Below are 12,762 nucleotides of genomic sequence, written 5' to 3' on the forward strand. Positions count from 1 at the left end.
CAGGGGAGCTCCGCCATGCAACTAGTGTTTGAAGTCTGTGGTACCGAAGGCGCTGCGACGCCTGCTCGCAAGACGTTTGAGGGCGTCGGTGGCGTGATCGGCCGTGGGGTGGGCTGTGACTGGATCATTCCTGATGCCAATCGCCTGATCTCCAGTCATCACGGCTTGGTCAGTTACCGAGAAGGCCGCTACTTCCTGACCGATATCAGCAGCAACGGCATCGGTGTATCAGGCAGCATGGAACGCCTGGAAAAGGGGCAGGCACGGCTGATCAGTGAGGGTGACGTGTACCAATTGGGCGGGCTGGAGATCCGCGCTCGCTTGCTGGCAAATGAGCGGCGGTCATATGCCCGGGATGACGCGATCCCAGACGATGCGTTCCTGGGACTTGACCCTGTCGATGCACTGGATCGCGAGCCACTGCGTGCTGATTCATCGGCAGAGCTTGATGCCTTGGATACAGCCATGCAGGTGCCGTCCCAAGCGCTATGTCAGGGGGCCGTGGATCGTGATCATCTGGTCGTGCCGAAGTGGGCTGACCCCGTCAGGGAGCTCCTACCTACCGTGCCCGCTGCGCCCGCGCCGGGTGGCTCGGAAACATTCTGGTCACAGTTCGCGCAAGCGCTGGGCGTGCAACTGGACACGCTTGATACGCTGGGCCGTGAGGCCCTGGCGATCAAAGTGGCAGGTCTGCTCAGGCTAACCATCGATGGGTTGCAGCAGAGCCTGCGAACCCGCGACGAGCTGAACAGTGAAATCAACTCTGCACTGACCGCTCCAGGACTCGATACCCGCAACCCGTTAAAAGCCTGTGCCGACGGCCCAACTGCCATGACGTCATTGCTGGGTGTTGGCGAGCTGGGTGAACACTCTGCCGAATACGCCGTCGCCCAGGTCTGTCGTGAACTGCAAGTGCACCAACTGGCCTTGGTCGTGGCCAGTCGGGCCGCTGTGCGCAGTGCATTGGCAGCCTTTGCGCCAGGCCACTTGCTGCTGTGTTTCGAACGCGAGGGCAAGCCACCCAGGTTCTTCAGCGATGGCGCCCATTGGCGGGCGTATCAACGCCACTATCAACGGTTGACGTCCGAAGAGCCCTTGGGCGAGCAGGGGTTGCTGAATGATTTTTCCAAAGCCTACGAGGAGCAGGTGCGCCTGGTCTCTACCTTGCACGTCGGGTGCCCAGGATGATGTTCATGTATCGGATCGCTGTCATATCAACGCTGTCAGCACTTGGCCTATTGGCCGGCTGTAGCACGCTTTCACCTTTTTCGACGTTGACCAAACTGGACTTGACGTTGACCGCTGGCGATGAAGTCAACCCCGACCTGCACGGTCGTCCCTCACCCGTGGTGGTGCAACTGCTGGAGCTGCGGCATCCCGTGGCCTTTGAAAACGCCGACTTCTTCAGCCTCTACAGCCGGGCCGAGCAGACACTCGCCAAAGATTGGGTCAGCAGCGAGGAATGGGAGTTGCGTCCCGGCGAGCAGGTGCCGCTCAAGCTCAGTGTCGAGCCGCATAGCCGTTATGTCGGCGTGCTGGCGGCCTACCGCGACTTGCCCCACGTGCAATGGCGGTTGGTGCTGCCAGTGGTGCCAGGGCAACTGACGCGGGCCGAAGTTGCGCTGGACCAGACGGGCCTCCGCCTGGTCGCGCCTCAAACTGACAGGACGGAGGATTGAAATGAATGTCCATAACGTGATCTGGCAGGAGGGCATGCTGCTGCGGCCCCAGCACTTGCAGCATAACGACCGCTACTACCATCGACAGCTCAACCGTACCCGCCTGCTGAGCAGTGATGCCTGGGGTTTTCTGACCTTGGAAGTTGATGTGCAGTACCTCAATCTGGGCAAGGTCGTGGTCAACCGGGCCAGCGGTGTCTTGCCGGATGGCAGTTTGTTCGAGCTGAGTGGCGCGATGGAGCCTTTGGTGTTGCAGGTGCCTGCCAATGCAGGCAGACAAGCTGTGTACCTGGCGCTGCCGCTGGCAACAGAGAATCAGGTTGAAGTGCGCAGGCAGGAGCAAGGCGATGTCCTGGCTCGCTACGTCGCCTGTGAAACGGAGATAGGGGACTCCAATGCCGGCGTCGACGCTCGTTGCCAGATCCACTGTGCACGGCCGGACTTGCGCCTGATGCTGGGGGAAGGGCCCAGCGATCCGTTCTACGTGAGACTCCAGGTCGCCCAGGTGCAGGATTCGACCCAGGAGGGGGGCGTAAAGCTGGAGGCGGATTTTGTACCGACGTTCATCTATCTCCAAGGTTCGGGGTATGTGTCTTCATGCCTCAAGGAGGTGATCAGTCTGCTGGCAGCGCGTGGCGATGCGATCGCATCACGCATCCAGGGCAGTGGCGCCTCGGCTGGGGCACAGGTTGGCGACTTTTTGATGCTGCAACTGATCAACCGTGCTGAGTTGATATTGCGTCATTACCAGGGGCAAACCCAGGTGCGGCCGGAGTTGTTGTATCGGGAGTTGTTGGCGATTCTCGGGGAACTCTCGACGTTCGCCTGCGACAACAAACGTGCGCAATTGGCGGTGCAGTACCAACACGGCGACCAGGGGGCGAGCTTTCGCGGGCTGATGGAGGGGCTTCGCACCGTCTTGTCGTCGGTGCTGGAGCAACACGCCATCGAGCTGATGTTGCAACAGCGCCAGTACGGGGTACTGGTCTGCCCGGTCAGCGATCTCAAATTGCTCGGCACTGCGACATTCATTTTAGCGGCGACCGCCCAGTGTGATACGGAGGAGCTGCGTCATCGCCTGCCGGCGCATCTCAAGATCGGCCCTGTGGAACGTATCCGCGAGCTGGTGAACCTGCATCTCGCAGGTATCAAGGTCAAGCCGCTGCCGGTAGCACCTCGACAGATTCCGTATCACGCCGGCAAGACCTATTTCATGCTCGAACTCAGTCCACGTGACATCTCGCAGTTGGAGCAATCGGGGGGTTTCGCCTTCCACGCCAGTGGCGAGTTCGCCGAGCTGGAACTCCACTTCTGGGCTATCAGGAACTGAACACCATGACGATGGACAGTGAATACCCGCAGGATGAAAAAACCATATTGCTTGATCGTGAAGGGTTCGGTCCGGCACAGGGGCCCGTCACGGACTTTCCAACGCCGCCACGCTTCGAGCAGCTGGAAGACCGCATGATCTACACCGCCCAGCTGCAGGGGGCTCAGAGCTTCAAGATGGGCTCCAACAGCCTGTTGGCCGCAGCCTGGGAACTGCTGTCGCAGGTTGCCCTGCTCAAGGCCAGCCCCGGTCGGGAAAGCCTGCAGACGCTCAATGACCAGCTTTCATCGGGTGTCACCGCGTTTGAGGCCCATGCCTTGCATTTGGGGGTAGAGAACAGTCAGGTGATCTCGGCGCGTTACGTGTTGTGCAGTGTCATTGATGAGGCCGTCGTGACCACGCCTTGGGGCAGTAGTAGCGATTGGTCGAAGAGAAGCCTGTTGAGCCGCTTTCACAACGAAACCTTCGGGGGGGAAAAGTTTTTCCAATTGCTGGAGCGTTTGTCCCGCGATCCCTTCAAGCATCTGGCCATGCTGGAACTCATGTACTTGTGCTTGTCGTTGGGCTTCGAAGGCAAATACCGCGTCATGGAGCGGGGAAGGGCGCAACTTGAAGCGCTTCATGACGCTCTGTACCGCCAGATCAGGCATGTGCGCGGGGACCGTTTGCCGGTCTCCATTTCGCCAGAGGCAGGGAGAGCATCCCGGTCACGGATACGTATTGCCTCCGGCACAGGGGTCGCCATCTGCGTGCTGGTCTGTTTGCTGGTGATGTATTCAGGATTTGCCTGGGTACTGGGCCAGGAACGCAAGACGATGCTGCAACCTCTTCAATCCTGGGTGCCAGGTTTGTTTCGGACGCACTCATAACGCTGGGAGCAATGGATGAACGCATTTTTCAAGGGCGTGGGGACGGTGCTGCGCAAAAGTTGGCTGTGGAGCTTGTTGCTGGTGTTGTCCAGCGCACTGCTGATTTGGTTTTTCGGGCCTTTGCTGGCGGTGGATGACTACCGTTTCTGGCAGAGCCCGACATCCCGGTTACTGACCATCAGCGGGTTGCTGCTGTTGTGGGGACTGTCGATGGTCGTGGTGGGTACTCGCCGTACCGCTCGTTTGAGTCAACACGAGCACCACGAGCAACATCAGCGTCAGGCATTGATCAATGACGAAACAAAGCAGGTGCAGGGGCGCTTCAAGGAGGCCCTGCACACGCTGAAAAGCTCCCGACACTATGGTGACCGCAGCGAGCGCTGGCGAAACGAGTTGCCCTGGTACCTGTTGATTGGCGATCAAGGCAGTGGCAAGACCAGCCTGTTGGCTGCCAGCGGCGTGCAGTCTCTGTTCGGGCGACCAGAAACCGTGCTCCCAGGCACTACGCCTTACTGTGACTGGTATTTTGCCGAAGACGCCGTGATGGTCGAGACGGCCGGCCGCTACTTGGGCCAGCCAGACCCCTCGGTTGATGCTGCGGGATGGATGACACTCCTGGGTCTGCTCAAGTCGCGACGCCGGGCGCGGCCACTCAATGGCGTGGTGGTCACGCTGTCTGTCGATACACTTTCAAGCAGCAATGAGCACGACCTGGAGCGTCATGCGCGTCATGTACGTAGCCGCTTGCAGGACATCCAGCAGACATTGCATGCGGATGTTCCGGTCTATCTGGTGTTGACCCAGGCTGATCGGTTGGCCGGGTTTGCCGAGTTCTTTGACGCTCAGCAGGGCGACAGCGCAGAAGTCGTCTTGGGTGGGCACCTGGTGACAGGTACCGCCGGCACAGACATCGCTCAGGTCAGAGAGGCGTTCGAGAACCTTTTGCAGCGTCTGGGCGCGGAGCTGATCCCGCGCTTGCATCAGGAGCGAAATATCGCGCGTCGGCGCCGGATACTGGACTTTCCCCGACAGGTTGCACACATCGGTGATCGCCTGTGCCTGTTTATCGAGACTGGATTTTCCGCCTATCGCTACCCACACATCAATGGTTTGCGAGGGTTCTACCTGACCTGTGCGAAGACTGCCGATGTACGGCCTCATTTTGTCCAAGGCCTGTTCAATCGCGTGATTTTTGCCGAAGCCGATCTTGCCGGACTGCGTAGCCCTGAGCGGCAGCGCATACATCGGCGTCATGGGCTGATGGCGCTGGCTGCGTCGGTGGTCATGGGCACGGCGGGGGCGTTGTGGACGCACAGTTACACCTTCAACCATCAGCGGTTGGTGCAACTACTGGGATTGATCAACACCCAACCCTCTATTCAACAAGGAGACGACGAGAGCCTCGCACTGTTGACGCTGCTGGACAGTCGCCTGGCTGCAACGCAAGTGTTTCCATCGCTGGCCGAAGCACGTTGGATTGATCGGGCTGGCTTGTATCAGGGAGAGGTGAGTTATCCGCTGCTGGCCAGCGCCTATGACCAAGCCTTGCAGCAACATTTACTGCCGTACGTGACCAGGCTGCTCGAAGGACGAGTACGAGGCAGCCTGGGTGACCGAGGGCAATTGCTGGACAGCCTGCGTGCCTACCTGATGCTTAATTTGCGCGAGCGGCGTGATGTGGGGTGGCTGGCAGAGCACGTGGCAGGTCAGTGGCGGGGGGACACTTCGACACATAAGCGTCTGAACGAGCACTTTATGCGGCTCCTTGAGCGACCATTCCTGGTGCCATTGAATGAAGAGTTGGTCGCCCAGGCTCGCTTGGTGTTGCGTGGTGAGTCGCTGGCAGAGGTGGTCTACCGGGCGCTGCGGGAACAAGCGCGGAGCCTGGAGCCTTACCGTCTAGTCGAAGGCCCGGCGTTTTCCAGCTCAGGGCCCCCTATACCGGGGTTCTACACCCAAAAATACCTGCAGGTTTTCGAAACACAGGGCGCTCAATGGGTCAATGCCATCGCCCAGGACAATTGGGTACTTGGGGAAAACTCCGACCTCAGCACCACGGAACTACGCCGGTTGATGCTGGCGCTGGAGCAACGCTATTTCAGTGAATACGCCGATGCCTGGAGTGACGCCCTGGGTCGGGTCAGGCTGCAGGACACCGGCAGCCTGCGCCAAGGCGCGGAGCAACTTGCGGGCCTCACATCAGCGCAGTCGGCCTTGGTGCAGTTGCTGCAGCAAGTGCGCGAAAACACGCGGTTAGTGCCGATCCCCGATCGGTTTGAGGCGGTGAGCTCGCACGTTGGCGAACTGGGCGCTGCGACTTCCAAGGTTCTGGCCAGAACACCACTGCCAGATACGGCCCGGCGTGCATTGCAACGCCGCTTCGAACCCTTGCACCAATTGCTCGACGAAGAGCAGAACCCAGGCGGCGAGTTGACACAGGCATTGCGCTTGCTTGATGAGCTGCAGTTGCAATTGCTGGCGCTCAACCGGGATAGCTCGCCGGAGCAGGCCGCGTTCAAAATGGCCAGGCAGCGGATGGATGGGCAGCAGCCGCTGTTGGGCAAACTGCGTGATACGGCGGCCCGCTTCCCGCAGCCGCTCAAAGGTTGGTTCGAGGGTATTGCCGACCAAACTTGGCGCCACCTGCTTGATGATGCGTATGGGTACGTGAATCAGCGTTATCAAAGCGAGGTCTACGGCCTCTATGCGAAAGCCATCCAACGCCGATACCCGTTCGATGCCCACACCGGCAGCGACGTCGCCCTGGGCGATTTTCAGGCGTTCTTCAAGCCACGGGGCGCGCTGGCGCGCTTTTATGAGGGGTACCTGCGGCCATTTGTCAGTGTCGAGGGCGACCGTTATCGCATGCGGGCCCTGGAGGGGCGCAGCCTGCCAATGTCGCGTTCGGTGCTGGACCAACTGACCCGGGCCCAGACCATTCGCCAGGGTTTTTTCACCGAGGACCAGGGTGAATGGGCTGTACGGTTCACGTTGGCGCCCTATAGTCTGGACCAGGCCGTCAGCCGGGCGACGTTGCGCGTCGGCGATCAGCAGTTGGAGTACCGCCACGGCCCGATCGTGCCAATGGCATTCCGCTGGCCGATCGAAGCCGACAATGGTCGCAGCAGCCTGGTGCTGGAGCGCGGTGCAGAGCGGCCGCTGGGGATCGAGAAGGACAGTGGCGCCTGGTCGTTGTTCCGGTTTTTCGACCTGATGCAAAGCGAGTCTGCCAGCGGCCGGGATGCGCAGATTCTCAAGGCTGACCTGGCAGGCCTGCGGGCCAATTACCTGCTCACCAGCCAACGCAACCCTAGCCCGTTCCAGATGGCGACATGGCGCACGTTCCGCCTGCCGGAACAATTGTGACTGGGCCGTACGCATGGCGCAGTGCCGGGCGCACGGCACAAGGCAAAAGCCGTGCGCGCAACGAAGATGCTCTTCTCGATTGTCCACAACGGGGTTGTTGGGCGGTCGCTGATGGCATGGGCGGTCATCAGGCCGGGAATGTCGCCAGCCAGTGGGTGGTCAACAGCCTTGCCGCACTGCCAGGCAAGGGCGGCTTTGACCAACGGATCGAGGCCGTCCGCCTTTGCCTGCGTGGCCTCGACAGTCAGTTGCAACCCGTCGATGGCGGGGCGGGCATCATGGGCAGTACGGTGGTTGTGCTGTTGCTCGAACCCAACCGCGCGGCCTGTATCTGGGCTGGGGACAGTCGATGCTATCTCTGGCGGGGTCAGCGGCTGTATCAACTGTCACGCGACCACTCCTTGCAGCAGCAACTAATCGACCGCCAGCAGTTGAGTCCAGAACTGGCCCAGGCTCACCCAGGCAGCAGGGCCTTGACCCGAGCGGTCGGAGGCCGGCAGCCGCTGAAGCTGGAAGTATTGGAGTTATGCACCCAACCCGGGGACGTGTTTTTGTTATGCAGCGATGGCTTGTACCAGGGGCTCAGTCATAGGGAGTTGGGGCGTGCCATGAGCGCCGGTACGCCACGGCAGGTCGTGGACCGGCTGTTCCACGACGTATTGCGCGGCGCTTCGAGAGATGACCTTACCGCTGTGGTGATCCAGCCATGAACGCGACGGTAGGCCCACCGAATCTGCTTGCGGGGCGTTATCAGCTTGAACGCATCCTGGGTACTGGGGGGATGGGCGTGGTCTATCGCGCCCGGGACCTGCTGCATGAAGCATTTGGCGAGCCAGACTGCCGCGTGGCGCTGAAGTTGCTGGGCGAGAGCCTGTCCGCGTCGGCTGACGCTCATGTGCTTCTCTACAGTGAATTCGCCCTGACCCGAAGCCTGCGACATGATCATGTGGTGCGGGCATTCTCTTTTGAGGTGGACACGGCGCACCAAGTGGCATTTTTTACCATGGAAGTCATGCCCGGCCTGACGCTGGACCGCATGCTCCCGGAGTGTCCGCAGGGATTGCCCTGGCAAGAGCTGCAGCCCATGGCCCTGCAACTGTTGGATGCACTGGCCTACACCCATCGGCAAGGTGTCCTGCATGGCGACGTGAAGCCTTCGAATATCATGGTGAGCGAGCAGGGCGTGCGCCTGTTTGATTTTGGCTTGGGTCACGCCGAGGCCCAGGTCAGGTCAGGATTACCGGGTTTGAGCCGAAGCCGCCTGAATGCCTGGACCCCTGCGTATGCGGCGCCGGAGTTGATGGTCGGAGGATTGCCGTCCGCCAGCGCCGATCTGTACGGAGCGGCCTGTGTGCTCTATGAGCTGGCAGAGGGCCGGCGGCCTGGGGAGTGCCAATGTCATCAGCGACTGCCTCGGCCCAGGCAATTGCCCAGGCAGTACTGGCCTTCGTTACGTTCAGCATTGGCCATGGACCCCGAGCAGCGCACCTTAGGGGTCGCTGAGCTGCGCGAAGGGTTGGCCAATCGACGGCGCTTGTGGTTCGTGGGGTGATGGGTCAACCGGCCAAATCATGCAACTGGCGGTATTCGTCCCAGCTCAGGCCGGCCATCTGTGCCACTTCCTTATGCACTTCAAGACGTTGGGCTTCAAAGTCTTCGGGGGATTCGGCGGTGAGTTTAAGGGTCAACTCCCAGGCAAACAGGCCCTGGCGTTCGGCCTCTGCTTCGAAGGCCTCATGCAGCCGTTCGGCGCGATAGTGCGCCAGGGTTTCGCCCTTGGCTTGAGCCGCCAGCGGGTTCAGGGTGTTGAGTTCCACGGCTACATCGGGGTGTTCGTTGAGAAACCGGTCCAATGCCAGTTGGTGGTTATCGCCGGGTGGTGACAAAGGCTTGCTCCAATCAATGGCCAGGCTTTGGACGGTGGCCGGCGCTAAGGCGGCGGGCGCGCTTGCGTAGTCGGCGGTGGGTCCAGGCGCGTATGGGGGTGAGTAAAAACAATAACAGATAGGCGATCAACACCAGGGGCAGGTCCAGGGAACCCTCGTCGGTGGATCCCGTCATTCGTTCGATCACGCCCTTGCTGATCAACAGCAGCGTAACCCCGAATACCCACAGCAGGATGTTGAAAAACAGCGGGCGTACGTTTATTGACAGCTTGTCTTGCATATCCAGCTTCTCTCCCTGGTGCCTGCTTCCTTCGCAGGCAGCCGTCCATGAATACGGCGAATCCATTGCGTAATACAGGCGCCGATAATACTCATTGAAGCAGATTCGGCGGTTGGCCCAGGTCAGAAAACTCAATTATTTTTAAAATCCAGGGGTTTGCCTGTCATCTATTACGGAAAAAACACCTGGTTGAATGGCAAAAGGCTTTCGCTCACTGTGCCAGGACGTGTAGCGTTAGCCCCGTGTTTCCGGCCCTGCCTTCCAGGGACAGTGGGCGATGGGCAGAGGGATGGGTCATGGCGCAAACGCTGTTCAAGCTTTTCTTCACCCAACGTCTGGCCGCCTTGGCCAGCACTGAGTCTCTTCGAGCGATCCGCGAAGGTTTGTTGTGGATCCTGCCATGCCTGTTGGTGTCTGCCGGCTTCCTGATCCTGTCTGAATGCGCACGGGTGCTGGGATTCGATCCGCAAGTGGTGACGTTCCTTGCAGGCTTGCACAATCAAATCAGCTCAGTGATCCCGCTGTTGGTCGCTGCGTCCATCGGTTACATGCTGGCAATCCAGTATCGCCTGCCACAACTGCCGGTGGCGTTCCTGTGTCTGGCCCATGTGGTGGTGGCGACGTTTATCCTGCGCGAATATCCTCGTGCTTCGGCCACCTTCGTCCTGTTTATTGCGATTGCTTCGCCGCTGTTGAATGTGCCGGCGATTGCCTGGCTGCACCGTTACCGCTGGACTCGCTTGGTCAACGAAGATTTGGTAGGCCACAACCTGCGGGGCACGATCAATATGGTGGTGCCGGGCGCCATCACCGCTCTGGGATTGGTGGTGGTGCTGTCCTTGCTGTTGCAGGTGCCGTATGTGGCGCACCTGCAGGGGCCCCAAGTACTCGATGCCCTGGAGTCGCCCTACGGCAGCGGGCTGTTCGTGACCCTGATGAATTCGTTGCTGTGGTTTTTCGGCATTCATGGCGTGTACGCCATGCAACCGCTGTTCGATGTGCTGGACCAGGCGGTGGTGCTGAACAGTACGGCGCTGGCAGCGGGCGAGCCCATCAAATATATGTTGAACAGCGGGCTGCTCGGCAGCTTTGCGTTTATCGGCGGTTCCGGCGGTGCGTTGTGCCTGTTGCTGGCGATCCTGCTGTTTTCCAAAAGCCAGTCCATGCGCTTGTTGGCGGTGGCGAGCCTGCCGCTGTCACTGTTCAACGTCAGCGAAGTGCTGTTGTTCGGTTTGCCCATCATCCTCAACCCGCGCTTGTTCATCCCGTTTCTGATCGTACCCGCATTGAATGCCATGGTGGCGTTGACGGTGGTGCAGATGGGCTGGGTGTCGCCTGCGGTGGTCAGCGTTCCATTCACAGCGCCTGTTCTACTCAATGCCTACTTGAGCACGCACGGCGACCTCGCGGCAGTGGCGCTGCAACTGACGCTGCTGGGCCTGGGCACTTTGGTGTATGCGCCCTATGTGCGCGCGATTCATCGCCAGGCAACCGAGGGGGGCACGGTCTACCTCAAGTCTCTGGACATGACTTTCCGGGGTCTTGAAGAAAAGGGCCGGCTGCGTGAACTGGACCCGGTGCTCGCGTCCCACAAGACACTGGCGCGCCAGGCCAATGAATTGAGCCGCATCCAACAAATCAGTGACTACGAGTTCTACCTCGAATTCCAGCCGCAGGTCTCGACCCGTACCGGCTTGTGCACGGGCTGTGAAGCACTGATGCGCGCCCGCGATGCCCAGGGCAAGGTGCATTCGCCGTGGGAGTTCCTGCAATGGCTGGCCCAGGCGCGGTTGATGCCGGATGTGGATGTGTGGGTAGCGTCCCAGGCGGTCCGCCAATACCAGAAGTGGCAGAAACTCGGCTTTGCCTTGCCGATGACCATCAATATATCCAGCGCGACCCTGACCGACGCCGCCTATGGCGAGCGCCTTGTGGAAATCCTGGCCCAGGCCCACGGGCAGGTCTCGGTGGAAATCACCGAAGACGCACTGGTCAGCGATATCCAAGTCACGCGCCAGACCATCCAGAAGCTGCAAGCCATTGGCGCCAAGGTCTATATCGATGACTTCGGCACCGGGTTTTCGGCCTTGAGTTACCTGCATCAGTTTCCGGTGGATTTCATCAAGATCGACCGCAGTTTCGTGGTGGCCCAGCACGACCCCAAGGGGGCCCAGGTCATGACTGGCATGCTGCGCTTCTGTGAGGCGCTGAACTTGGGCGTGGTGGTGGAAGGCGTGGAGACGGCCGAGCAGTTGGCCTTCCTCAACACCGGCGCCGAATTGATCATCCAAGGCTGGTATTTCAGCAAGGCACTGCCGGGCGATCAGTTGGAAGGCTTTGTGCGTGAACGCGCCGCCTTGGCGCAAGCCTAATACCCGCGTTGGGTCTGCTCGATCTCCTCGACCAGGTCGTCAATCCCGGCTAGGCGCGCACGGTTGTCATGATCCCAGGGGTGGAAGCCGGGTTTGAAGTAATGCAGCCACGGCACCAGCATCCGTGGGAAAACGCCCTTGGGCCCATACAGAAATTTCAGCATGCGCCAGAAGCCTTTCAGGTGTCCGCCGCACTTGCGGTCGGCGATCAGCAGGCGCAGGTGGAAGTCGAAGACCACCAGCCAGAAAAACACCGTGGTGGTGAGCATGGTCCCGGTGCGCAGCAAATAGCGCTTGGGTCCGGGCTTGATCACCGTGTTCCAGACATCAAAGGCCACCGCCTTATGTTCGGTTTCCTCCAGCGCGTGCCAGTACCACATCTGTTGGTAGCCCTTGAGTGACTCGCCGAAGCGGGACGGGTCGCTCAACAGGATTTCGGCCAGCATCGCGGTGTAGTGTTCAAGGGCAATGGTCACGGCCAGGTTGAAGGACGCTGGCAGGTGTTTTTTCTGCAGGTCCAGGATAAATTTCAGCCGGCGGTCTAGGGTATGCGCGGGCAAGCCGGCGGCTTGCAGCAAGTCGTTGTAGGCCACGTGTTCGCGGCTGTGCATCGCCTCCTGGCCAATAAAACCCTGGATCTCTTTCTTCAGCACGGGGTCGTCGATGCGTTGGCGGTAGTGGCGCACGCTGTCCATGAAAAACAGCTCGCCCTGAGGGAACAGCAGCGACAGGGCATTGAAGAAATGCGTGATGAACGGACCCTGTTCATGCCAGTCCTTGATGCGCTCGGCGGGCAGGGTGAAACGGATGTCACGGCGGATCGGCAACATGGTGCGTGCTCCTGTTCAGAGGCGGGGCTCGTCGTTGGGTTCAAGTACCGGCGTGCGGGGCTTTGGCGCCATGCGTTTGCTGGCAAACACCACTAGGTGTAGCGGCCTGCATTTAAAAACGTCCCGACCTGCAATCAATACGATTTTCGA

At 60.2% G+C, this 12,762-nt stretch carries 11 protein-coding genes; 8 read left to right on the top strand and 3 right to left on the bottom strand.

Going from position 1 to position 12,762, the window contains the following annotated elements; all coding sequences use genetic code 11:
• The first annotated feature begins 15 nt into the window (after positions 1 to 15).
• The 7 genes from tagH to H096_RS26835 are packed head-to-tail and all read left to right on the top strand — an operon-like array spanning position 16 to position 8,796.
• Complete coding sequence (gene tagH, locus H096_RS26805) at positions 16 to 1,188, top strand: type VI secretion system-associated FHA domain protein TagH (RefSeq protein WP_033902365.1); 1,173 nt, start codon at positions 16 to 18, stop codon at positions 1,186 to 1,188.
• 5 nt (positions 1,189 to 1,193) lie between these two features.
• Positions 1,194 to 1,679: a type VI secretion system lipoprotein TssJ gene (tssJ, locus tag H096_RS26810; protein ID WP_033902423.1), complete on the top strand. Its 486-nt coding sequence runs from the start codon at positions 1,194 to 1,196 to the stop codon at positions 1,677 to 1,679.
• A gap of 1 nt (position 1,680) precedes the next feature.
• Complete coding sequence (gene tssK, locus H096_RS26815) at positions 1,681 to 3,009, top strand: type VI secretion system baseplate subunit TssK (RefSeq protein WP_033902366.1); 1,329 nt, start codon at positions 1,681 to 1,683, stop codon at positions 3,007 to 3,009.
• A gap of 5 nt (positions 3,010 to 3,014) precedes the next feature.
• A complete protein-coding gene (icmH, locus tag H096_RS26820; RefSeq protein ID WP_033902367.1) occupies positions 3,015 to 3,878 on the top strand; it encodes a type IVB secretion system protein IcmH/DotU in 864 nt (287 codons plus the stop codon).
• Between the two features lie 15 nt (positions 3,879 to 3,893).
• Positions 3,894 to 7,244 carry a type VI secretion system membrane subunit TssM gene (gene tssM / locus H096_RS26825; RefSeq protein WP_033902368.1) on the top strand — a complete coding sequence of 1,117 codons (3,351 nt, stop codon included), beginning with the start codon at positions 3,894 to 3,896 and terminating at the stop codon, positions 7,242 to 7,244.
• Positions 7,211 to 7,954: a PP2C family serine/threonine-protein phosphatase gene (locus H096_RS26830; RefSeq protein ID WP_082461879.1), complete on the top strand. Its 744-nt coding sequence runs from the start codon at positions 7,211 to 7,213 to the stop codon at positions 7,952 to 7,954. Before tssM ends, H096_RS26830 begins: the two co-directional genes overlap by 34 nt.
• Positions 7,951 to 8,796: a serine/threonine-protein kinase gene (locus H096_RS26835; protein ID WP_033902370.1), complete on the top strand. Its 846-nt coding sequence runs from the start codon at positions 7,951 to 7,953 to the stop codon at positions 8,794 to 8,796. Before H096_RS26830 ends, H096_RS26835 begins: the two co-directional genes overlap by 4 nt.
• Before the next feature lie 4 nt (positions 8,797 to 8,800).
• Here the strand turns inward: H096_RS26835 and H096_RS26840 are convergent, their stop codons facing one another.
• Both H096_RS26840 and H096_RS26845 read right to left on the bottom strand, forming a co-directional pair.
• A complete protein-coding gene (locus H096_RS26840; protein ID WP_033902371.1) occupies positions 8,801 to 9,130 on the bottom strand; it encodes a DUF6388 family protein in 330 nt (109 codons plus the stop codon).
• A gap of 13 nt (positions 9,131 to 9,143) precedes the next feature.
• Positions 9,144 to 9,545: a hypothetical protein gene (locus tag H096_RS26845; RefSeq protein ID WP_241495547.1), complete on the bottom strand. Its 402-nt coding sequence runs from the start codon at positions 9,543 to 9,545 to the stop codon at positions 9,144 to 9,146.
• A 161-nt stretch (positions 9,546 to 9,706) separates the two neighbouring features.
• On the opposite strand from H096_RS26845, the gene H096_RS26850 reads away from it, so the two are divergent.
• Positions 9,707 to 11,782 carry an EAL domain-containing protein gene (locus H096_RS26850; RefSeq protein ID WP_033902373.1) on the top strand — a complete coding sequence of 692 codons (2,076 nt, stop codon included), beginning with the start codon at positions 9,707 to 9,709 and terminating at the stop codon, positions 11,780 to 11,782.
• Here H096_RS26850 and H096_RS26855 read toward each other — a convergent pair.
• Positions 11,779 to 12,612, bottom strand: coding sequence for a metal-dependent hydrolase (locus tag H096_RS26855; protein ID WP_033902374.1), 834 nt, complete (start codon positions 12,610 to 12,612; stop codon positions 11,779 to 11,781). The genes H096_RS26850 and H096_RS26855 overlap by 4 nt on opposite strands.
• Positions 12,613 to 12,762 lie beyond the last annotated feature (150 nt).

The organism is Pseudomonas sp. FH1 (assembly GCF_000510895.2).
GTDB lineage: Bacteria > Pseudomonadota > Gammaproteobacteria > Pseudomonadales > Pseudomonadaceae > Aquipseudomonas > Aquipseudomonas azotoformans_A.